At 67.5% G+C, this 21,086-nt stretch carries 18 protein-coding genes; 8 read left to right on the top strand and 10 right to left on the bottom strand.

Going from position 1 to position 21,086, the window contains the following annotated elements; all coding sequences use genetic code 11:
- Positions 1-18 precede the first annotated feature (18 nt).
- Positions 19-930 (top strand): HpcH/HpaI aldolase/citrate lyase family protein, encoded by a 912-nt coding sequence (locus tag K3U93_RS23675; protein ID WP_083010091.1) that lies wholly within the window; start codon positions 19-21, stop codon positions 928-930.
- Here the strand turns inward: K3U93_RS23675 and K3U93_RS23670 are convergent.
- From K3U93_RS23670 to prpD, 4 genes are read right to left on the bottom strand one after another with little or no spacing between them, the layout of a single operon-like run.
- Positions 927-4,310: a pyruvate carboxylase gene (locus tag K3U93_RS23670; RefSeq protein ID WP_083010092.1), complete on the bottom strand. Its 3,384-nt coding sequence runs from the start codon at positions 4,308-4,310 to the stop codon at positions 927-929. The two genes, K3U93_RS23675 and K3U93_RS23670, sit on opposite strands and share 4 nt — an antisense overlap.
- 14 nt (positions 4,311-4,324) lie before the next feature.
- Positions 4,325-5,461 (bottom strand): bifunctional 2-methylcitrate synthase/citrate synthase, encoded by a 1,137-nt coding sequence (locus tag K3U93_RS23665; RefSeq protein ID WP_083010093.1) that lies wholly within the window; start codon positions 5,459-5,461, stop codon positions 4,325-4,327.
- A 28-nt stretch (positions 5,462-5,489) separates the two neighbouring features.
- Positions 5,490-6,392: a methylisocitrate lyase gene (gene prpB / locus K3U93_RS23660; protein WP_083010094.1), complete on the bottom strand. Its 903-nt coding sequence runs from the start codon at positions 6,390-6,392 to the stop codon at positions 5,490-5,492.
- Positions 6,392-7,897 (bottom strand): 2-methylcitrate dehydratase PrpD, encoded by a 1,506-nt coding sequence (gene prpD / locus K3U93_RS23655; RefSeq protein ID WP_083010095.1) that lies wholly within the window; start codon positions 7,895-7,897, stop codon positions 6,392-6,394. Before prpD ends, prpB begins: the two co-directional genes overlap by 1 nt.
- A gap of 110 nt (positions 7,898-8,007) precedes the next feature.
- On the opposite strand from prpD, the gene K3U93_RS23650 reads away from it, so the two are divergent.
- Together K3U93_RS23650 and K3U93_RS23645 are read left to right on the top strand one after the other, a co-directional pair.
- Positions 8,008-9,432 carry a short-chain fatty acyl-CoA regulator family protein gene (locus K3U93_RS23650; RefSeq protein WP_139796849.1) on the top strand — a complete coding sequence of 475 codons (1,425 nt, stop codon included), beginning with the start codon at positions 8,008-8,010 and terminating at the stop codon, positions 9,430-9,432.
- Between the two features lie 147 nt (positions 9,433-9,579).
- Positions 9,580-10,623: a D-2-hydroxyacid dehydrogenase family protein gene (locus K3U93_RS23645; protein ID WP_083010096.1), complete on the top strand. Its 1,044-nt coding sequence runs from the start codon at positions 9,580-9,582 to the stop codon at positions 10,621-10,623.
- Between the two features lie 29 nt (positions 10,624-10,652).
- On the opposite strand, the gene K3U93_RS23640 is transcribed toward K3U93_RS23645, so the two are convergent.
- Genes K3U93_RS23640 through K3U93_RS23625 form a run of 4 tightly spaced genes read right to left on the bottom strand, consistent with a single transcriptional unit; the run spans position 10,653 to position 13,610 of the window.
- Entirely contained in the window at positions 10,653-11,258 is a 606-nt protein-coding gene (locus tag K3U93_RS23640) for a TetR/AcrR family transcriptional regulator (RefSeq protein ID WP_083010097.1), read from the bottom strand.
- Positions 11,255-12,028, bottom strand: a complete 774-nt coding sequence (locus K3U93_RS23635; protein ID WP_083010098.1) for an SDR family NAD(P)-dependent oxidoreductase — start codon at positions 12,026-12,028, stop codon at positions 11,255-11,257. The genes K3U93_RS23640 and K3U93_RS23635 overlap by 4 nt, the downstream gene beginning before the upstream one ends.
- Positions 12,025-12,528, bottom strand: a complete 504-nt coding sequence (locus K3U93_RS23630; protein ID WP_083010223.1) for a VOC family protein — start codon at positions 12,526-12,528, stop codon at positions 12,025-12,027. The genes K3U93_RS23635 and K3U93_RS23630 overlap by 4 nt, the downstream gene beginning before the upstream one ends.
- Before the next feature lie 2 nt (positions 12,529-12,530).
- Positions 12,531-13,610: an NAD(P)H-dependent amine dehydrogenase family protein gene (locus K3U93_RS23625; protein WP_083010099.1), complete on the bottom strand. Its 1,080-nt coding sequence runs from the start codon at positions 13,608-13,610 to the stop codon at positions 12,531-12,533.
- A gap of 291 nt (positions 13,611-13,901) precedes the next feature.
- On the opposite strand from K3U93_RS23625, the gene K3U93_RS23620 reads away from it, so the two are divergent.
- The 4 genes from K3U93_RS23620 to K3U93_RS23605 are packed head-to-tail and all read left to right on the top strand — an operon-like array spanning position 13,902 to position 17,930.
- On the top strand, positions 13,902-15,257 hold the full coding sequence (locus K3U93_RS23620) for a WS/DGAT/MGAT family O-acyltransferase (RefSeq protein ID WP_083010100.1): 1,356 nt from the start codon (positions 13,902-13,904) through the stop codon (positions 15,255-15,257).
- A gap of 4 nt (positions 15,258-15,261) precedes the next feature.
- Entirely contained in the window at positions 15,262-15,759 is a 498-nt protein-coding gene (locus tag K3U93_RS23615; protein ID WP_071512944.1) for an NUDIX hydrolase, read from the top strand.
- Between the two features lies 1 nt (position 15,760).
- Positions 15,761-16,666 (top strand): haloalkane dehalogenase, encoded by a 906-nt coding sequence (locus K3U93_RS23610; protein WP_071512945.1) that lies wholly within the window; start codon positions 15,761-15,763, stop codon positions 16,664-16,666.
- Positions 16,667-16,697: 31 nt separating this feature from the next.
- On the top strand, positions 16,698-17,930 hold the full coding sequence (locus tag K3U93_RS23605) for a cytochrome P450 (RefSeq protein ID WP_083010101.1): 1,233 nt from the start codon (positions 16,698-16,700) through the stop codon (positions 17,928-17,930).
- Positions 17,931-18,011: 81 nt separating this feature from the next.
- On the opposite strand, the gene K3U93_RS23600 is transcribed toward K3U93_RS23605, so the two are convergent.
- Positions 18,012-19,100, bottom strand: coding sequence for an ATP-dependent DNA ligase (locus tag K3U93_RS23600; RefSeq protein ID WP_083010102.1), 1,089 nt, complete (start codon positions 19,098-19,100; stop codon positions 18,012-18,014).
- A gap of 37 nt (positions 19,101-19,137) precedes the next feature.
- On the opposite strand from K3U93_RS23600, the gene K3U93_RS23595 reads away from it, so the two are divergent.
- Positions 19,138-20,193 (top strand): DNA polymerase domain-containing protein, encoded by a 1,056-nt coding sequence (locus tag K3U93_RS23595; protein WP_139796850.1) that lies wholly within the window; start codon positions 19,138-19,140, stop codon positions 20,191-20,193.
- 14 nt (positions 20,194-20,207) lie between these two features.
- Here K3U93_RS23595 and K3U93_RS23590 read toward each other — a convergent pair whose 3' ends face one another.
- On the bottom strand, positions 20,208-21,050 hold the full coding sequence (locus K3U93_RS23590; RefSeq protein WP_230981537.1) for a rhomboid-like protein: 843 nt from the start codon (positions 21,048-21,050) through the stop codon (positions 20,208-20,210).
- Positions 21,051-21,086 lie beyond the last annotated feature (36 nt).

Genomic DNA, 21,086 nt, shown 5'->3' with positions numbered 1-21,086 from the left:
AGAAGGAACTTCGTACCGATGACTCCTCTTCTTCGCCGCTCCGAGCTGGCCGTGCCGGCGAGCAACGACGACATGTTCGACAAAGCCGCCGGGTGTGGCGCCGACCTGGTTTTCCTCGACCTCGAGGACGCGGTGCCCGCGGCGTTCAAGGAGGAATCGCGCGCCAAGGCGATCGGCGCGCTCAACGACATCGACTGGGGTCGCACCGCGCGCGCCGTGCGAATCAACGGCCTGGACACCCCGTGGTGCCACGACGATCTCATCGAAGTGGTGACCAAGGCCGGCGAAAATCTCGACACGATCATCGTCCCGAAGGCCCGCACGGCCCGCGACGTCTGGTGGGTGGACGTGCTGCTCACCCAGCTTGAGTCAAAGCTCGGCCTGGGTAAGCGCATTCGTCTCGAAGTCCTCATCGAGGAGGTCGAAGGCCTTGCCAACGCCGAGGCGATCGCGGCGTCCAGCCCCCGGCTGGACGCTTTGATCTTCGGGGTGGGCGATTTCTCCTTGTCGCAGGGTGCGCGGGTGGACACGAACTTCGTCCCGCTCGGCGAATATCCCGGTGATTTCTGGCAGTACGCGCGCAACAAGGTGATCGTGGCGGCGCGTATCGCCGGCATCGACGCGATTGACGCGCCCTACCCCGACTTCAAGGACCTGTCGGGCTATGAGCGCGACGCCCGTCGCGCCTCGCTGATGGGATACACCGGAAAGTGGGCGATTCACCCCGGCCAGGTTCCCGTCGCCAACACGGTCTACTCGCCGACCGCGGACGAAATCGCGCGCGCCGAGCGGAATCTCGCCGCCTACCGGGAGGCCGAGGCCAAAGGACGCGGCGCCGTCGGAGTCAACGGCGTCTTGGTCGACGCCGCACACGTGAAGATGGCGCAGCAGACGCTGGCGCGCGCCGCGTTGATCAACGGCGACCGTTAGCCGATCACCACCAGGAGGTCACCGCCTTCGACCTGGGCGGTGTGGGATACCGCGATGCGCGCGACCTTCCCGGCCTTGGGCGCGGTGACGGCGGCCTCCATCTTCATCGCCTCGATCGTCGCGATGGTCTGACCGGCCGCGACTTCCTCGCCGACGCTGGTGGTGACGGTGACGACGCCGGAAAAGGGGGCCGGGATGTGATCGGGGTTGGCGCGGTCGGCCTTCTCGGCGGCCGGCACGTCGGCGGCGATGCTGCGATCGCGCACTACGACGGGACGCAACTGCCCGTTGAGAATGCACATGACGGTGCGCATCCCGCGTTCGTCGGGATCGGAAACGGCCTCCAGACCGATCAGCAGTTCTACGCCGCGCTCCAGCTCGACGCGGTGTTCCTCGCCGTGGCGCAGTCCATAGAAGAACTGATTGGCGCTCAGCCGCGACGTGTCGCCGTACTTTTCACGGTGGGCCTCGAACTCCTTGGTCGGGCCCGGGAACAGCAGCCGATTCAGCGCGGCTTGCCGGGCGGCTCCCGGTACCGCCAACGAGGCTTCGTCTTCGGCCGGCAGTGTCCGCTCCGGCTTGGCGGGGCTGCGTCCGCGTAATGCCTTGGTGCGCAACGGTTCCGGCCAGCCACCCGGTGGGTCACCGAGTTCGCCGCGCAGGAAGCCGACCACCGAGTCCGGGATGTCGTAACGTGCCGGGTCGGCGGCGAAGTCGTGCGCGGTGATCCCGGCGCCGACCAGGGCCAGCGCCAGGTCCCCGACCACCTTGCTCGACGGCGTGACCTTGACGAGGCGTCCGAGGACGGCATCGGCACCGGCATAAGCGTTTTCGATGTCTTCGAATCGGTCACCGAGCCCCAGTGCGATGGCCTGCTGCCGCAGGTTCGACAACTGCCCGCCCGGGATCTCGTGGCGGTACACTCGCCCGGTCGGGGCCGGCAGCCCGGATTCGAACGGCGCGTACACCTTTCGCAGCGCCTCCCAGTACGGCTCCAGGTCGCACACCGCGGCCAGCGGCAGCCCGGTGTCGTGGGCGGTGTGGGCCGCGGCGGCCACGATCGAGGACAGCGCGGGTTGGCTGGTGGTCCCCGCGAGCGGCGCCGCGGCCCCGTCGACGGCGTCGGCTCCCGCGTGCCAGGCCGCGACGTAGGTCGCCAGTTGCCCGCCCGGGGTGTCGTGGGTATGCACGTGCACCGGCAGGTCGAACCGCGACTTGAGCGCCGACACCAGGGTCGCGGCGGCCGGCGGGCGCAGCAGCCCGGCCATGTCCTTGATCGCCAGCACGTGGGCACCGGCCGTGACGATCTGCTCGGCCAGCTTGAGGTAGTAGTCCAGGGTGTAGAGGTTTTCGGCCGGATCGCTGAGATCGCCGGTGTAGGACAGCGCCACCTCGGCCACCGCCGTTCCGGTTTCCCGCACGGCGTCGATGGCCGGTCGCATGGAATCGACGTTGTTCAGCGCGTCGAAGATCCGGAAGATGTCGATCCCGGTGAGCGTGGCTTCCTCCACGAACGCCGTCGTCACGATCTCCGGATACGGCGTATAGCCCACCGTGTTACGCCCCCGTAGCAGCATCTGCAAACAGATGTTGGGCATCGCTTCGCGCAGCGCGGCGAGGCGCTGCCACGGGTCTTCCTTCAAGAACCGAAGCGCCACATCGTATGTCGCCCCGCCCCAGCACTCCACCGACAACAGCTGCGGCGTCGTCCGCGCGATAAAGGGCGCCACCTTGAGCAGGCCGGTGGTGCGAACCCGGGTCGCCAGCAACGACTGGTGTGCGTCACGGAACGTCGTGTCGGTGACGCCCACGGCCTTGGTTTCCCGCATCCACCGCGCGAATCCCTCCGGCCCCAACTCCGCCAGGCGCTGTTTGGACCCCGGTGGCGGCGGCACGGATAGGTCGACGGGCGGCAGTTTGTCGTGCGGATACACGGCCGAGAGCCGCGGACCGTGGGGTTGGTTGACCGTCACGTCGGCCAGGTAGTTGAGGATCTTGGTGCCGCGGTCGGCGCTGGAGTGCGCCGTCAGCAACCGCGGGCGCTCGTCGATGAACGACGTCGTCGCCCGGCCCGCGACAAAATCGGGATCGGCGAGCACCGCCTGCAGGAATGCGGTGTTGGTCGTCACTCCGCGGATGCGGAATTCGGCGACCGCCCGGCGCGCCCGGCGCACGGCGGCCGCGAAATCCCGGCCGCGGCAGGTCAGCTTGACCAACATCGAATCGAAATGCGCCGATACCTCGGCCCCCAGGTGGGTGCCGTCGTCCAATCGGACGCCCGCCCCGCCCGGTGTGCGGTAGGCGGTGATGCGCCCGGTGTCGGGCCGGAACCCGTTGGCGGGGTCCTCGGTGGTGATCCGGCACTGCAACGCGGCCCCGTGCGTGGTGATCGACCGCTGACTCAAACCGAGATCGCCGAGGCTTTCGCCGGAGGCGATGCGCAACTGGCTCGCCACCAAGTCGACATCGGTGATCTCCTCGGTCACCGTGTGCTCCACCTGGATGCGCGGATTCATTTCGATGAACACGTAATCGCCGCGTTCGTCGAGCAGAAACTCGACGGTGCCCGCGCAGGTGTAGCCGATGCGCCGCGCGAACGCCACGGCGTCCGCGCAGATCCTTTGCCGCAGTTCAGGATCGAGGTTTGGCGCCGGCGCGACCTCGATGACCTTTTGATGCCGGCGCTGCACGCTGCAGTCCCGCTCGTAGAGGTGGATGACGTTGCCGTGGGTGTCGGCCAGGATCTGCACCTCGATGTGACGCGGATTGGTCACCGCCTGTTCGAGGAACACCGTGGGGTCGCCGAAGGCCGACTCGGCTTCCCGCGCTGCCGCCTCGATCGCCTCGGCCAAGTCCCGGGGATCGCTCACCCGCCGCATCCCCCGGCCACCACCGCCGGCGACCGCCTTGACGAACAGCGGGAACCGCATCGAGGCGGCGGCCGCCACCAGTTCTTCGGTTGACGACGAGGGCGCCGAGGACGCCAGCACCGGCAGCCCGGCGGCCCGCGCCTCGGCGATCGCCCGGGACTTGTTCCCGGTCAGCTCCAGCACCCGCACCGAAGGACCCACGAACGTGATCCCGGCCGATGCGCAGGCCGCCGCGAGTTCGGGGTTCTCCGACAGGAAGCCGTAGCCGGGGTAGATCGCGTCGGCGCCGCAGGCCCGCGCCGTCGCGACGATTTCCTTGACGTTGAGATACGCCCGGACGGGATGCCCGATCTCGCCGATCTGATACGACTCGTCGGCCTTCGACCGATGCGCCGAGTTGCGGTCCTCGACGGGATAGATCGCCACCGTGCCCATGCCCAATTCGTAGGCGGCGCGGAACGCGCGGATCGCGATCTCACCCCGGTTCGCGACCAGAACTTTCGAAATCACTGGTCCGGGCGAGGTCAGCCGGCCATTGGGAGCGCGCGTTGCGGCGGGCCGACGTACTCGCTGAGCGGGCGGATCAGCGCATTGGACGCGGTCTGCTCGATGATGTGAGCGGTCCACCCGGTGATCCGGCTCATCACGAAAATCGGTGTGAAGCAACCGATGTCGAAGCCCATCAGGTAATAGGCGGGCCCGGTCGGAAAGTCCAGGTTCGGCTTGATCCCGTTGGCGGCCGCCATCCCCTGCTCGAGGACCTCGTAGATGTCTAGCCACCGCTGACCGTCGCGAGCGGCGGCGACACGCGTGAGGGCTTGCTTCATCGTCGGCACCCGCGAGTCGCCGTTCTTGTACACCCGGTGGCCGAAGCCCATGATCTTATCTTTGCGAGACAGTTTGCCCTGCAGCCACTCCGATGCCCGCTCGGCGGTGCCGATTTCGAGCATGTCATGCATCACCGCTTCGTTGGCGCCGCCATGCAGCGGGCCCTTGAGCGCACCGATGGCCGCCGTGACCGCGCTGTAGATGTCGGACTGGGTGGAGGTGACCACCCGCGCGGCGAACGTGGAGGCGTTGAAACTGTGCTCGGCGTAGAGGACCATCGACTGCTCGAAGGCGTCGACGACCACCTGCTCGGGAACGTTGCCGAAGCACATGTGCAGGAAATTCTGCGCATAGTTCATGTGGCTATGCGGCGCAATGGGTTCCAGCCCACGCCGGCGGCGCATGTCGGCGGCGACGATGGTGGGCAGCACCGCGAACATCCGCAGCGCCTTGGCGTAGTTAGCGCTCGCGCTGCTGTCATCCTCGTCGGGGTCCTCGGCGCCCATGTAGCTGATCAAGGTGCGCACCACGTCCATCGGATGGCAGGTGTCGGGCAGTTTCGCCAACAGCGACAGCATGGATCGGTTCAGCCGGCGGGCTGCGCGTTCCCGCTGGGTGAACAGCGCCAACTGTTGGTCGTTGGGTAGTTCGCCGTGCCACAGCAGGTAGGCGACCTGCTCGAAGCTGCAGTGTGCGGCGAGGTCCTGGACCGCGTATCCGCGGTAGGTCAGCGAGTTGGTTTCCGGGACGACCTTGGAGATGGCGGTGGTGTCGACGACGACACCGGCCAATCCTTTGTAGATGCGGGGCTTGTTGTCTTCGATGGTGCTCATGGTGTGACTCCTTCAGAGGACGAAAGTTTCAAATCGCGAAGTTGTAGATGTCGGAATCGAATTGGTTGTAGTCGGCGTACCGGAGCAGCTCGTAGAGCCGGCTGCGGTGCTGCATGCGGTCCAGGAGACCGGATTGTGTTCCGGTGTCGGCGATTTCGCGAAGGCCGACCTCGACGGCGTGCATGGCCAACCGCAACGTGGTCACCGGGTAGATCACCACGTTGTAGCCGATGTCGGACAGCTGCCTGGCGCTCAAGAGCTGCGACTTGCCGAACTCGGTCATGTTGGCCAGCAACGGTGTATCCACCGCGGCCCGGAACCGCTCGAATTCGGCGGGTGTGTGCAGGGCTTCGGTGAAGATCAGGTCGGCGCCCGCGTCGGCGTAGGCCTTGGCGCGGTCGATCGCCGCGGAAAGCCCCTCGACCCCCGCGGCGTCGGTGCGTGCGCAGACGATGAAATTCGGGTCGCGCCGGGCGGATACGGCGGCCCGCACGCGCTTGACCATCTCGCCGGTGGGCACCACGACCTTGCCGTCGAGGTGCCCGCATCGCTTCGGGTTGACCTGATCCTCGAGGTGGCAGCCGGCCAGCCCGGCGTCCTCCAGCACGGTCACGGTGCGCGCGGCGTTCATCGCTTCGCCGAAGCCGGTGTCGGCGTCGATGAGGGTGGGCAGGTCGGTCACCGCCGCGATCTGCGCGCCCCGTGCGCTGACTTCGGTCAGGGTGGTCAAACCGATGTCGGGCAGGCCCAGGTCGGCCGACAGCACCGCGCCGGACACGTACACCCCGTCGAAGCCGATGTCGGCGACCAGCTTGGCGACCAGCGGCGAAAACGCCCCCGGAAACCGTTGCAGCCGACCGCTTTCCAGTGCGGCCCGGAATCGGGCCCGCTTGTCGGCCGCGGGCACGGCGCTGGCGATGAGCCCGCTCATCAGAAGATCCCCGCCGGAATCGTCGGCGCCTTTTTCAGCACCAGCGGATCGACCGTGAGGTTGAGCGCGCCCAGACCGCCGGCATCGAGTCCCGACAGGCCCTCCACCACCGACAGGAACCTTTGCTGCTCGGCTTCGTTGACCACGCCCTCGGCCAGCTCGGTGAACTTCCCGATGTACTGCTTGCGCTCAAAAGGCCTGGCGCCCAAGGGGTGGGCGTCGGCGACGGCGATCTCGTCGACGATCACCTCACCGCTCTTGAGGGTGACCTCGGCGCGGGCGCCGAACGCCTTCTCGGCCGGGTCGGTGGAGTGGTAACGCCGGGTCCACTCGGGATCCTCGCGCGTGGAGATTTTGTGCCACAGCTCGACGGTGTCGGGCCGGTGCGCCCGTTCCGGCGCGTAGGAGCGCTCGTGATGCCAGGTGCCGTCCTGCAATGCGACGGCGAAGATGTACATCACCGAGTGGTCCAGCGTCTCGCGGGAGGCGTCCGGGTCCATCTTTTGCGGGTCGCCCGAACCGGTGCCGATCACCACGTGCGTGTGGTGGCTGGTGTGCAGCACGATCGTCGCGATCTGGTCGAGGTCGCCGATGCGCTCACGCAGCCGGCGAGCCAGGTCGATGAGGGCCTGGCTCTGGTATTCGGCCGAGTGCTCCTTGGTGTAGCTGTCCAAGATCGCGCGCTTCGGCTCGCCCGGTTCGGGAAGCGGGACGTGGTAGGTGTGTTCGGGCCCGGACAGCAGCCAGGCGATCACCCCGTCCTCGCCTTCCCAGATCGGGGCGGGCGAGCCCTCCCCGCGCATGGCGCGGTCGACGGCCTCGATCGCGACCTTGCCGGCCCACGCGGGAGCGAACGCCTTCCAGCTGGAGATCAGGCCCTTGCGTGACTGCCGGGTGGACGTCGTCAGGTGGAGCGCCTGGCCGATCGCGTTGTAGATGGTCTCCTTGTCGAGGCGCAGCATGGTGCCCAGGCCCGCGGCCACCGACGGGCCGAGGTGCGCGACGTGGTCGATCTTGTGCTCGTGCAGGCAGATTCCCTTGACCAGGTCGATCTGGATCTCGTAGCCGGTCGCGATGCCGCGGATGAGGTCCGCGCCGCCCACCCCGAGGTGCTGGGCGACGGCCACCAATGGGGGAATGTTGTCGCCGGGGTGCGAGTACTCCGCCGCCAGAAACGTGTCGTGGAAATCCAGCTCGCGCACCGCGACGCCGTTGGCCCAGGCCGCCCACTCCGGCGAATAGTCGCCGTCGACCCCGAAAACCTTCGCGCCTTTGATTGGGGTGGGGTGCGCCAGCGCCTGGGCGCGCGCGACGGTGACCGGGCGACGGATGACCGAGGCGGCGGAAACGGCGGCGTTGTCGATGATGCGGTTGATCACCATCGTCTCGGTCTCCGGGGGCACCGCGACCGGGTCCGCCGCTACCTCGGCGATCTTCCAGGCCAGGTGTTCACTGCGGGGAAAATGCTCGGCGCTACGCCGAGTCCGAACGTCATGGATGCGCATAAGCCGCACGGTACGCAGAACGATTTGGGGAGTAAATCCCCTGTAAAAGCGTAATTTTGTGTCCTTATCCACCCAATTTTGCGAACCTTGCGAAAGAGGGAAGGCGTACCGTGGAACGGGTGGCGAAAACGTTCGCCGGCGCGCGGCTACGACGGTTGCGCGAGGAGCACGGCCTGACCCAGGTGGCGCTGGCGCGCGTCCTGGAACTGTCGACCAGCTACGTCAATCAGCTGGAGAACGACCAGCGCCCGATCACGGTCCCGGTGCTGCTCACCCTCACCGAACGCTTCGACTTACCGACCCAGTACTTCGCGCCGGATTCCGATGCCCGCTTGGTCTCCGACCTGCGCGAGGTCCTCGCCGAAACGCCCGCAACCGCCGCGCAGATCGAGGAGCTCGTCGCCCGGATGCCGGAAATCGGCCAGACGCTGGTCAACCTGCACCGGCGGTTACACGACGCCACGGCCGACCTCGAGGCGCTGCACGGTCGTGCCAACGTCGACGTATCGGCCGTCTCCCAGCAGCCGATGCCGTTCGAAGAGGTCCGGGACTTCTTCTACGACCGCAAGAACTACATCGGCGAGCTGGACGTCGCGGCCGAGGAACTGTTCAACCGGAACCGCCTGCGGATCGGCGGGCTCGACGGCCAGCTGGCGGAGCTCCTCGCCGACGAACTCGGCGTCACCGTCGTCATCGACGACGGCCAGGTGTTGAATCCCAACTCCAAGCGCCTGTTTCGCGCCGATTCGAAAACGGTGTACCTGGCTCGCTGGCTTCATCCCGGCCAACGTGCCTTTCAGCTTGCAACCCAGATCGCTCTGCTCACCCACGCCGACTTGATCACCGGCATCATCGCCGGCGACGACCAGCTCAGCGACGATGCGCGGGGCGTGGCCCGCATCGGCCTGGCCAACTACTTCGCCGGCGCCCTGCTCCTGCCCTACCAAAGGTTCCTCGTTGCCGCGGAGAGCGTGCGCTACGACATCGACCAATTGACCAGGCGGTTCGGGGTGGGCTTCGAAACCGTCTGCCACCGCCTGTCCACCCTGCAACGCCCGAGCGCGCGCGGGGTCCCCTTCATCTTCGTCCGCACCGACAGCGCGGGAAACATTTCTAAACGCCAGTCCGCCACGGCATTTCACTTCTCTCGCGTCGGCGGGAACTGCCCCCTGTGGGTGGTGCACCACGCGTTTTCCCGGCCCGGTCAGTTCCTGACGCAGGTGGCTCAGATGCCCGACGAGCGCACGTATTTCTGGATCGCGAGGACCACGACGGCGGAGCCCAGCCGCTACCTCGGCCCGGACAAGAGCTTTGCCATCGGGCTCGGGTGCGACGTGGCCCACGCCGAGAAACTGGTGTACTCCGTCGGCATCGACCTGACCGACACCGAGGCGATAGTGCCGATCGGCGCCGGCTGCAAGATCTGCGACAGACCCGCCTGCCCGCAACGCGCCTTCCCCTACCTGGGCCGACCGGTGCGCGTCGACCCGCAGTCCAGCACCGATCTGCCCTACCCGCCCGCCAACGCGCCCTGACCCCAAGCGCCTGCGCGGTGAAAGACGAATTTCGCTTGGGCATGGGCATATTCACGAAGCCCGGGACTAGGGTTGCACTACGACCTTTGATAAGCCGGGCCGTGGCGACACGTCCGCAACCGAGTCGATAGGGGACCAACGACGGCAATGCGCGCCGACAAGAGGCCGAGGGGTGACCGCACGCCCCGGGTAGCGATACTCGACGACTACGCCGGCGTGGCACTGGAGCTTGCCGACTGGTCACCGGTGCGGACGCGCGCCCAGGTAACCGTTTTCGACCGGAACCTCTCCGAGGAGGAGGCCGCGGAGGCGTTGCGGCCGTTCGATGTGGTCTGCACGCTGCGCGAGCGGATGGCGTTTCCGCGAACGCTGATCGAGCGGCTGCCGAACCTGAGGCTGATCACCATCGTCGGCAGAAGCCTGCCGAACCTGGACATGGCCGCGGCCAGTGAGCGCGGGATTCTGGTCGCCCACACGAACTTCGCCCATCCCCGCTTTAGTTCCGTACGCGACGCCACCCCCGAACTCGCCTGGGGATTGCTGATCGCGACGGTGCGCAACCTGGCCGAGGAACATCGGCGCATGCGCGAGGGAGCGTGGCAGGCCACCACGGGTCTGACGCTGTCCGGCAAGACACTCGGACTTCTGGGCCTCGGCAGGATCGGCACACGCATGGCCGAATACGCGAAAGTCTTTGGCATGGACGTCATTGCGTGGAGCCAAAACCTCACCGCGGATGCCGCCAGGGCGGTTGGCGCGCGCCGGGTCGAGAAGTCGGCGCTCTTTGAACAGTCCGACATGGTGTCCATCCATGTGGTGCTCTCGGAGCGCACGCGCGGCCTGGTCGGTGAGTCCGAGCTGGCCCTGATGAAGCCACACGCCTATCTGATCAACACGTCCCGGGGTCCGATCGTCAACGAGGCCGCCCTGATCGCCGCGCTTGAAGCCGGGCGTATCGCCGGCGCCGGGCTCGACGTCTATGACATCGAACCGCTGCCGTCCGATCATCCCTTGCGGCTGCTCCCGAACGTGACCTTGTCTCCCCATTTGGGGTATGTCACCCGCGAAATGCTGGGCGCCTTCTACGCCGACACCGTCGACGCGGTGGCGGCCTGGCTCGACGGAACCCCCGTTCGGATCGCCAACCCCGAGGCGTTGCCCGCGAGACTGAGCCCGTCGCAGCATGGGTAAAGTAGGCGCGTCAACGATTCTGGGGCCGCTCACCCCCGCTTCCAATGGGGACTCTGGACCGCCTTGAGCGCTTCGGTGACGTAGCGATCCAGCGGCCAGGGCTTGCCGGATTGCCGTACCCACCGCCGGAAAGCGAAATCTGCCGCCGCGAAGGCGAGTTGGACCAGCAGGCCGGGCCGGATATCGGCGTCGGGGTTGGCGCCCATGCGCTCGGCGATGAGCTTCGTTGCCCGTTCCTTGTCCGCGGGCGTGTGGACCGTGACCTTGTCGAGCAGGCCGGGGGCCACCAGCAGGGCCTCACGCCACTCCTCGGTGTCGGCCTGGTCGAACGAGCGGGTCCGCGTGACGATGGCATTGATCAGCGCGACGTCGGGTGGCTCATTGGCGGGCCGCCCTTCGAGGAGGCTGACGATCGCGGCGCCGCCATGGCGAACGGGCGCAAGGAGCAACTCCTCCTTCGCCGTTACGTGCCGGAAGAACGTCCGCGGCGAAACGCCTGCGGCAGCGGCGATTTCCTCCGTCGTCACAACGTCGTATCCGCGTTCGACGAATAACCGGAACGCCGCCCGCCTGATGTCGGCCCGGATCTGTGCGCGCTGCCGATCACGCAGCGACCCTTGTCTCGGAAAGGTCATCGGAAGCAGCCGATTCCGCCGTCGACGTGAATGGTCTGTCCGGTGATGAACGTCGCGTCGGTGCCGAGCAGGAACGCCACCAAAGCGCCCACGTCGGTGCGGACGTCGCCGATCCGCTTCATCGGAACGCGTCCCACCGCCTTCGCGTAATCGTTGGGCGCGAACTGTTTCCACAGTTTGACGCCGTCGGACTCGGCGAACGGGCAGATGACGTTGACGCGGATGTTGTCGTGCCCCCATTCCAGCGCGGCGACCTTGGACAGGCCGCGGATGCCTTCCTTGGCGGCGGCGTAACCACCCCATTTGGGTTCCCCGCCGGTGCCCGTCCCCGAGCCGAGGTTCACGATCGAACCGCCACCCGCCTCGACCATCAACGGGTGCACGGCCTGCATGAGCAGGAATGTCGCCCGGGGGCCGACGTCGTAACCGAGCGCCAGGTCCTCGGTGGTGATGTCGACGAATGCCTTGGGCTCATTGGTGGCGATGGCATTGTTGACCAGCCCGTGCACCGTGCCGAACGCGTTGACCGCGGCTGCCACGATCCGTCGCGCGCTGTCCGGGTCGCGCAAATCGGCGATCAGCATCTCGGCGCGACCGATTGCCTTGAGTTCGGTCGTTGTCGCGCTGAGGGTCTCGTCCTGGATGTCGACCAGCAGCACGCCCGCGCCGCGTTCCAGCAGCGCGGCGGCGATGCCCTTGCCCACGCCCTGGGCGGCACCGGTGACGACCGCGACGTGGCCGCGCATCGAGTCGGGGTGAGAGTACGTCACCTGACGCGTCCCATCCGTAGCCGCACGCCGCGGTGCATCTCGTAGGTGCTGCGCGCTCCGTTGGGTAGCTCGATGAACTCCACCGGCGTCCCGTCGGGGTCCTTGACGAAAAACATTCGGACACCGCCGATCTCGAAGGGTTTCTGGTCGGGGGTGTAGCCGGCGGCGGTGATGCGACGGTGCGTCTCGTCGAGATCGGTCACCGACAACGACACGTTGTGGATCCCCGTGAAGCCGCGTCGCTGCTTCTGCTCGGGCGGGTTGGCGCCGATCGACAGTAGCTCGACCATCAGTCCGCCCAGCAACCCGCCGACGACCCGGCCCTCTTGTCTGCGGGTCGCGTGCAGCACCGCGTCGAAAGGCTCTCCGGAGATGAGGGATTCGAAGACGACCTCCATGCCAAGCAGGTCTCGATAGAACGCCAGCGCGCGGTCCATGTCGGTGACACCGACGACGAGGTGGCAGAACGACACGTCGTCGAGGACGCCGGATTTGGTCATGGTCACTGCACCGCGAGCTTGGGAGCCGGGCGCCCGGCGAACAACGGCAGATCCAGGTAGGTCTTGATGCCGGGTTCGGCGGCGCACACGTCGGGGATGGCGTTGACGCAATGGTTGGCGGTGGCCACCACGCCCGGATTGCGCACCAGCCCTTCGGCGATCGTCTCCGGTTGCAGGCCCTTGAAGGTGAGGCTCACGGTCGGGTCGCCGGTGATCTCGACCTCGAAGCGTTCGCCGCGCCCACCGAAATTCCAGGCGGGCTCCAGGTTTTCCTCACCCATCAGCCAGTTGACCGCGGCCGTGATGACCGGCTCGCCGTCGACGAGGGCCTGCCAGCGGAAGCGGCGCGCGGCCACCGTTCCCGTGGTGATCGGGAACGGGTCGTAGTCGATGTCCGAGGTTGCCACCGCGACCTCCTGGATGGTCCTGATGTTGGGATCGATGCGAAATCCCATGTGGTCGGCGACCATTCGCACCGACTGCTTAAAGCCCGCTTCGAGCAGGCCGGCCATCGGTCCCTGCGTGGCCTCCTCGGGGGAGCCGCCGAATCCCATGATGTGGCGCACGACGTCGGGAGCGTTGTAGGTGCGGATGTCGGAGAACTCCTCGGCGCGCACGTGGGTGACCGCCGACGACAGCGAGGACAGCATGAGCGGGAACCGCTCCGTGATGCCCCCGGGGTGGATGCCCGACCCGTGCAGGGTCACCCCGGCCTCGAGTGCGGCGTCGGCGACGGCCTTGTGCCGAGGGTTGCCCGGATCGGGGTACACCCAGCCGACCGGGGTGACCACGTTCTTGCCGGAGCGCAGGATCGTGATGACCTCGTCGTCGTTCGGCACCAGGGGGCTGTACACGACGCAGTCGGCGTCCAGGGCCAGAATCTCGTCGACGCTGGTGGTCGCGGTGACACCCAGGTCGTGAGTCCCGATGATCCGGCCGACGTCGACGCCGTTCTTGTCTGCGCTGTGCACCCAGCAGCCGGCCAGTTCGAGCCGCGGGTGATTGAGCACGCATTCGATGGCCGCCTTGCCCACACCCCCGGTCGCCCATTGGATGACGCGCAGCTTGGACGGGTTATTCATCGTTGACCTCCCGGATGGACAGGCGCGGCACGGACAGGCATAGGCGGTGAGTGGCACCGTATGACCCGCTGACAGTGACTGTCAATAACGGCGCTCAAAGGTCCGCGGCCTCAGCGGCCGTCAGCCACGGTGAAGATGGCGACGCCGCACCGGCGTGTCGCGTCGTCCGGTTCACACTCGACGACGCAGAAAGCCGACGCTGGGAGGCGCCTTGTAGCCCGCCAGGCTCGTAGCCGATGGGGCACAATAAATCGCACCGCTCGGCTACGTCGAAAGCGGTGTAATTGGTGTATGGAACTGATGATGCCCACCGACGCGGTCTTTCTGCTCGGCGAATCCCGGGAGCATCCCATGCACGTCGGCGGCTTGCAGTTGTACGAGCCGCCGCGGGGCGCCGGTCGCGGCTTCGTCCGGGAGTTCTACGACGGCCTGGTGGCCCAGCAGGATTTCCAGCCCACCTTCCTCAAGCGCCCCGCGACGTTCTTGGGCGGGATCGCAAACCTGGGCTGGACCTACGACAAAGACCTCGACATCGATTACCACGTCCGGCGCTCGGCGTTGCCGTCCCCGGGGCGGGTCCGCGATCTGCTCGAGCTGACCTCCCTGCTGCACAGCAGCCTGCTCGATCGCCACCGCCCGCTGTGGGAAGCGCACGTGATCGAGGGCCTGAAGGATGGCCGGTTCGCGGTGTACACCAAGTTCCACCACGCGTTGATCGACGGCGTCTCGGCGCTGAAGATGATGCAGCGCGCGCTGTCGAACGACCCGGACGACACCGAGATCCGCGCGGTGTGGAGCCTGCCCAAACGCAGACGCAAGCCCCGCCCCACGTCCCGCCTGGGTTCGCTGCTGAAGACGGCGGGATCTGTTGTGGCGCTTGGCCCCTCAACGGTGACGCTGGCCCGCGCGGCGCTGCTCGAGCAGCAGCTGACGCTGCCTTTCGGGGCACCGCGCACCATGTTGAACGTCAAGATCGGGGGAGCCCGTCGGTGCGCGGCGCAGTCGTGGTCGGTGGACCGCATCAAGAGCGTCAAGCGGGCCGCGGGGGTGACCCTCAACGATGTCGTCCTGGCGATGTGCGCGGGCGCCCTGCGCTACTACCTGCTGGAGCAGAACGCGCTGCCGGACACGCCGCTGGTCGCGATGGTCCCGGTGAGCCTGCGTAAGGACGACGAGGCCGACGCCGGTGGCAACCTCGTCGGCGCCATCCTGTGCAACCTGGCCACCGACACCGACGATCCGGTGCAACGCCTGCAGACCGTCAGCGAGTCGATGCACAGCAACAAGAAGGTGTTTTCCCAATTGCCCCGACTCCAGGCGTTGGCGCTTTCGGCGGTGAACATGGGCTCGCTGGCCTTGGCGGCGGTTCCGGGTTGGGTGGCGTCCACGTCGCCGCCGTTCAACCTCGTCATCTCGAACGTGCCGGGCCCCCACGAGCAGATGTATTGCGGGGGCGCCCGGCTCGACGGCAACTACCCGCTGTCGGCCGTGCTGGACGGGCAAGCGCTGAACATCACCCTGGTCAGCAACGCCGGCAACCTGGATTTCGGTCTGGTGGGATGCCGTCGCAGCGTTCCGCACTTGCAACGGCTGCTCGCGCACCTGGAGTCGTCGCTCAAGGACCTCGAACGCGCCGTCGGGGTCTGAGGCCTTGAAAGCGCAAAAGACCAAGCTCAGCGCGGGTGTGCTGGTGTACCGGGCCCGCGACGGCGTCGTCGAAGTCCTGCTCGCACATCCGGGTGGCCCGTTTTGGGCCCGCAAGGACGACGGGGTCTGGTCGATTCCGAAAGGCGAGCACACCGACGACGAGGATCCCTGGGCGGCCGCGCGGCGTGAGTTTTCCGAGGAGCTCGGGCTGCCGGTGCCGGCCGGGCCGCGCATCGAGCTGGGCGCGCTGAAACAACCCAGCGGCAAGGTGGTCACCGCCTTCGCCGTCAAGGGCGACCTCGACGTCACCGACGCGCACAGCAACACCTTCGAAATGGAGTGGCCACGGGGCTCGGGCACGATGCGGGAATTCCCCGAGGTCGATCGGGTGGGCTGGTTCGCGGTGGCGCAGGCACGCACGAAGCTGCTCAAGGGCCAGCGTGGTTTCCTTGATCGATTGATGACGCATCCCGAGTTGGCGGGGTTGAGCGAAGGGACTTGAAATGCAGACAGTGCGCACGCCCGACGACCGGTTCGACGACGTTCCCGACTTTCCTTATGCTCCAAGGTATTCCGAGATATCCGACGGCGAGGGCGGTGCGCTGCGGGTCGCCTGGGTGCAGGACGGCCCCGAGGACGCCGATCCGGTTCTCCTGCTGCACGGTGAGCCGTCGTGGTCGTACCTGTACCGCAAGATGATCCCGATACTGGCCGCCGCGGGGCATCGAGTCGTCTGCCCGGACCTGGTCGGGTTCGGCCGTTCCGACAAGCCGACCCGCCGCGAAGACCACAGCTATGCGCGCCATGTCGAGTGGATGCGGGCGCTGGCCTTCGATGTCCTCGACCTTCGCAACGTGACCCTGGTCGGCCAGGACTGGGGCGGGCTGATCGGATTGCGGCTGGCCGCGGAGCATCCCGAACGGTTTGCCCGCCTGGTCGTCGCCAACACCGGCCTGCCCAACGGGGAGCAGCCGATGGCCGAGGTCTGGTGGCGCTTCCGCGAGGCCATCACCACGGCGCCGAAGTTGAACATCGGCTGGTTCGTGCAGGGCGGTTGCCGTCAGCAGTTGAGCGACGAGGTGCGCGCGGGCTATGACGCGCCGTTCCCCGCCGACGAATACTGCGCCGGGCCGCGCGCCATGCCCGGCCTGGTGCCGACCTCATCCGACGATCCGGCGGCGGCGGCCAACAAGGCGGCATGGGCGAAGCTCTCGGTGAGCCCGACACCCATGCTGGTCGCCTTCAGCGACAGCGACCCCATCACCGGGCCGATGGCCGCGATCTTCGCGCGCGAGATGCGCGGCGCGCAGGGGATCGACCACCCGACGATCCGCGACGCCGGGCACTTCCTGCAGGAGGACGCCGGCGAAGAACTGGCCAACCACATCGTGGAGTTTCTGCGCCGCTGAGCCGGTCGAGCGGTGCGGGCAGAATGTGAGGATGACGACGGCGCCCACCCAAGCCGAATCGCAAGGCTTGCTGCTGCAGATGCTGGACCCGGCCAACCGCGCTGACCCGTATCGGCTCTGCGCGCAGTTCCGCGACCGCGGACCCTTGCAACTGCCCGAGGCCAACCTGGCCGTCTTCTCGACGTACCGCGACTGCGATGACGTCCTGCGGCACCCGTCGTCGAGCAGCGACAACAGCAACTCGACGGTCGCGAAGCGGCAGATCGAGGCCGGCTTGGCGCAGCCCCGGCAGGCCCCGCCGGGATTTTTGTTCCTCGATCCGCCCGATCACACCCGCCTGCGCAAGCTGGTCAGCAAGGCATTTGCGCCGAGGGTGGTCAACGCGCTGAAACCCGAGATCACCGTCTTGGTGGACGGATTGCTGGACGCCATCGCCGACAAGGGACGGTTCGACGTGGTCGACGACTTCGCCTATCCGCTGCCCGTGGCGGTGATCTGCCGGCTGCTTGGCGTGCCGCTCGACGACGAGCCGCGATTCAGCCGCGCGTCCGCGCTGCTGGCCCAGGCGCTGGACCCGTTCTCGACGATCACCGGCGTGCCGCCGGACGTGATGAACGAGCGGTTGGAGGCCGGTGCGTGGCTGCGCGAATACTTCCACGATCTGATCGACCGGCGCCGGTCACAGCCCGGCGACGACCTGCTGTCGGGCCTGATCGCGGTGGAGGAGTCCGGCGATCAACTGACCGAGGAGGAGATCGTCTCCACCTGCAACCTGCTGCTGATCGCGGGACACGAGACCACGGTGAACCTGATTGGGAATGCGATTTTGGCCATGCTGCGCAACCCCATTCAGTGGACGTCCCTGGCCGCGGACTCCGGTCGAGCGCCGGTGATCGTGGAGGAGACCCTGCGTTACGACCCACCCGTGCAACTGGTCGGCCGGGTTGCCGCCGACGATATGGCGATCGGCGGCATCGAGGTGCCGGCGGGCGACGCGATGATGCTCCTGTTGGCCGCGGCGCAGCGTGATCCCGCCGAGTTCGACCGACCCGACACCTTCGACCCGGATCGGGAGACGTTGCGGCACTTGGCGTTTGGCCGCGGGGTGCACTACTGCCTGGGCGCGCCGCTGGCGCGGCTGGAAGCCGGCGTGGCGCTGTCGGCGCTCACCGCGCGCTTCCCGGACGCGCGACTGGCCGGCGAGCCGCAGTACAAGGCGAACGTCACGCTGCGCGGCCTGTCGGCGCTGGCAGTCACGACCTGACCCGAGTGCCCCGCCGAGTGTGCGTGTTTGTACGGCAACACGCCGGTCTCGGCGTACAAATGCGCACGCTCGCGGGTCGTGTCAGCCGCGGCTATGACCCAGGCCGGGCACGATGTCACCCAGGCTGAAGGTCACCGGCCGTTCGAGTTGCGCGTAGGTGCACGAGCGCGGGTCACGGTCGGGGCGCCACCGACTGAACTGGGCGGTGTGGCGGAATCGTGCACCTTCCATGTGGTCGTAGCGGACCTCGACCACCCGCTCGGGTCGCAGCGGAACGAAGGACAGGTCCTTGCCGGCGTTCCAGCGGGAGAACTCGTTCTTGCGTGGCGTTCGCTCGCCGGCCTCGTGGGCGGCCCAGTTCCACGGATGGTCCTCGAAACCGGTGACCAGCGGCTGCAGCTCGGCGAACAGCCGCCGCCGCTCGGCCATGGGGAAAGCGCCGATCACGCCGACCGAGGCGAGCTGGCCCGCGGAAGGGCCCGAGTCCTGGTAGAGCCCGAGCAGCAGCGAGCCGATCGCCTCGTCCCCGGACTTATGTATTCGATAGCCGGCGACCACGCAGTCGGCGGTCCGCTCGTGCTTGATCTTGAACATGACCCGCTTGTCCGGCTGATAGGTAAGGGTCAGCGGCTTGGCGATGATGCCGTCGAGGCCGGCGCCCTCGAACTCCTGAAACCAGCGCTGCGCCGTCGCCAGATCGGTGGTCGCCGGCGTGACGTGGATCGAGGGCCCGGCACCCGCCAATGCGTCGACCAGGGCGGCCCGACGCTCGCTGAACGGGCGCTCGGTGTAGTCCTCGTCGCCGAGCGCGAGCAGATCGAACGCGATAAACGAAGCCGGCGTCCTCGTGGCGAGCATCCGCACCCGGGAATCGGCCGGGTGGATCCGCTGTTGCAGCGCCTCGAAGTCCAGCCCGTGCTCGGTGGCGACGACGATCTCCCCGTCGATCACGCAGCGTTGCGGCAGCTCGGCCCGGACCGCCGCGACCAGTTCGGGAAAGTAGCGGGTCATCGGCCGCTCGTTGCGGCTGCCCAGCTCGACTTCGTCGCGGTCGCGGAAGCAAATCGACCTGAATCCGTCCCACTTCGGCTCATAGGACGCGTCCGGCGGGATCGACCGGACCGGCTTGGCCAGCATCGGTGAGACCGGCGGCATGACAGGCAAGTCCATCGCCTCATTGTGGCGCCCGGCGTGCTGGAATCGTGATGTGGCTGCAGCAGCGGAGGAAATCGACGTCGACGGCATCTCGGTGCGGCTGTCCAACCCGGACAAGGTGTATTTCCCCGCGCTGGGATCCAATGGCACCAAGCGACGGCTCATCGAGTATTACCGAGCCGTGGCCGTTGAAGCCGGCGGCCCGATGCTGACGGCGCTGCGCGACCGGCCCACCCATCTGCAGCGGTTCCCGGAAGGCATCGACGGCGAGGAGATCTACCAGAAGCGGGTGCCGCGGCACCATCCCGACTATCTGGAGACCTGCCGAGTGACGTTCCCGTCGGGGCGCACCGCCGACGCGCTGAAGGTGACCCACCCGGCGGCCATCGTGTGGGCGGCGCAGATCGGCACGATCACGCTCCATCCGTGGCAGGTGCGCTGCCCCGACACCGAGCACCCCGACGAGCTGCGCGTCGACCTCGATCCGCAGCCCGGCACCGGCTTCGAGCAGGCGCGGGCGGTCGCCGTCGACGTGCTGCGGCCGCTGCTCGGCGAACTCGGCCTGGTCGGCTACCCGAAGACGTCCGGGGGCCGGGGGATCCACGTGTTTCTCCGGATCGCCACCGACTGGGATTTCATCGAGGTGCGCCGGGCCGGCATCGCGCTGGCCCGCGAGGTGGAGCGCCGCGCACCGGAGGCGGTGACCACGTCGTGGTGGAAGGAAGAACGCGGCGAGCGCATCTTCATCGACTTCAACCAGAACGCCCGCGACCGCACCATGGCGTCGCCGTATTCGGTGCGGCGCACCCCGATCGCGACCGTGTCGACGCCGCTGACGTGGGACGACCTCGCCGGCGCCGACCCGGACGACTACACCATGGCCACCGTGCCCGATCTCGTGGCGCGCCGCGAGGACCCTTGGGCCGCAATGGATGACGTGGCCCAGTCGATCGCTCCATTGCTGGACATGGCCCAGGCCGACGAGGAGCGCGGACTCGGCGACATGCCGTATCCGCCGAACTATCCCAAGATGCCGGGCGAACCCAAAAGGGTGCAGCCCAGCCGGGATACGGACCGCAAGACGCGAACGCCGGGAAGCGACGCCTGAAATCCGTTCGGCGACTACGACAGCGCGGGCTGCGGCGCAAAGGCAGGCTGTTGCGCGGAAGTTCGGTTCTTATCGCTGCGCGACTCGCTGCGTGACCGCAATACCTGGTCGGCAAGGAGCGCGATCAGCATCCCCGACAACCCCCCGACCGATGCGAGCATCGATGACCCCGACAACAAGAAATAGCCGAACGCGGCGCCGACGGAGAGCAAAACCGCTCGTGGGGGCGTCCAGCCGGCCGTCGACGGCAGCCGGAAGGACAGGCCGACGCCGAGCAGCAGCGCCACAATATGACCGGCGGCGGTGAAGTCCGCTCCCACGGCGGCCGTCACTGCGACGCCGAGCCACCAACCGACCCACGCCGGCCGCCACCGCGGCGGTATCGACGCCGTCAGCGCGCCGAGAACACAGACCGCGCCGTAGCTGACCCCCACGTCGCTCGCCCGTGCGATGGCGAACGGCAGCCATCCCACCTCAAGCGCGACGAGCAGCCCGGCCGCGACGATCAACGTGGCACCGACATGACCGACCGCGAATGTGATAACCAAACCCATACCGCGCCACATCAATTCACCCAACGCCAGCAAGCACACCAGTCCCGGCAACCAGGCATACACGTCGCCGCCGTCGCCGACGAACGCGCTGCCGACCAACGTGCTCAGGCGGCCGCGCGCAAGGTTGTGCAGGTTGGTGCTCATGTGACTCACGACGGCGTCGCGTGCGCGCGGACCGAGCGCGGTCAGGACAACCGAGACCGCGACCAGGACGACGGCATACGCCGCCGTGACCCGCACGCCGGACAGCGTCCGCGCGGCCGCCCAACGGCCGGTGTTGTCACGAAAAGTCTTGTCAGACATCAGCATGAGCCGTCATAGGTCCACGGTGCGGGTGTG

The sequence above is a fragment of the Mycobacterium malmoense genome, from assembly GCF_019645855.1.
Lineage (GTDB): Bacteria > Actinomycetota > Actinomycetes > Mycobacteriales > Mycobacteriaceae > Mycobacterium > Mycobacterium malmoense.
Note: the sequence above shows the minus strand (reverse complement) of the source record. Positions and strands in the feature narration are given on the sequence as shown.

What these genes read in the sequence shown, in the direction of transcription:
- K3U93_RS23675 (WP_083010091.1), top strand. Translation starts at nt 19, where the DNA reads ATGACTCCTCTTCTTCGCCGCTCCGAGCTGGCCGTGCCGGCGAGCAAC.
- K3U93_RS23665 (WP_083010093.1), bottom strand. Translation starts at nt 5,461, where the DNA reads ATGAGCACCATCGAAGACAACAAGCCCCGCATCTACAAAGGATTGGCC.
- prpB (WP_083010094.1), bottom strand. Translation starts at nt 6,392, where the DNA reads ATGAGCGGGCTCATCGCCAGCGCCGTGCCCGCGGCCGACAAGCGGGCC.
- prpD (WP_083010095.1), bottom strand. Translation starts at nt 7,897, where the DNA reads ATGCGCATCCATGACGTTCGGACTCGGCGTAGCGCCGAGCATTTTCCC.
- K3U93_RS23645 (WP_083010096.1), top strand. Translation starts at nt 9,580, where the DNA reads ATGCGCGCCGACAAGAGGCCGAGGGGTGACCGCACGCCCCGGGTAGCG.
- K3U93_RS23640 (WP_083010097.1), bottom strand. Translation starts at nt 11,258, where the DNA reads ATGACCTTTCCGAGACAAGGGTCGCTGCGTGATCGGCAGCGCGCACAG.
- K3U93_RS23630 (WP_083010223.1), bottom strand. Translation starts at nt 12,528, where the DNA reads ATGACCAAATCCGGCGTCCTCGACGACGTGTCGTTCTGCCACCTCGTC.
- K3U93_RS23625 (WP_083010099.1), bottom strand. Translation starts at nt 13,610, where the DNA reads ATGAATAACCCGTCCAAGCTGCGCGTCATCCAATGGGCGACCGGGGGT.
- K3U93_RS23620 (WP_083010100.1), top strand. Translation starts at nt 13,902, where the DNA reads ATGGAACTGATGATGCCCACCGACGCGGTCTTTCTGCTCGGCGAATCC.
- K3U93_RS23610 (WP_071512945.1), top strand. Translation starts at nt 15,761, where the DNA reads ATGCAGACAGTGCGCACGCCCGACGACCGGTTCGACGACGTTCCCGAC.
- K3U93_RS23605 (WP_083010101.1), top strand. Translation starts at nt 16,698, where the DNA reads ATGACGACGGCGCCCACCCAAGCCGAATCGCAAGGCTTGCTGCTGCAG.
- K3U93_RS23600 (WP_083010102.1), bottom strand. Translation starts at nt 19,100, where the DNA reads ATGGACTTGCCTGTCATGCCGCCGGTCTCACCGATGCTGGCCAAGCCG.
- K3U93_RS23590 (WP_230981537.1), bottom strand. Translation starts at nt 21,050, where the DNA reads ATGTCTGACAAGACTTTTCGTGACAACACCGGCCGTTGGGCGGCCGCG.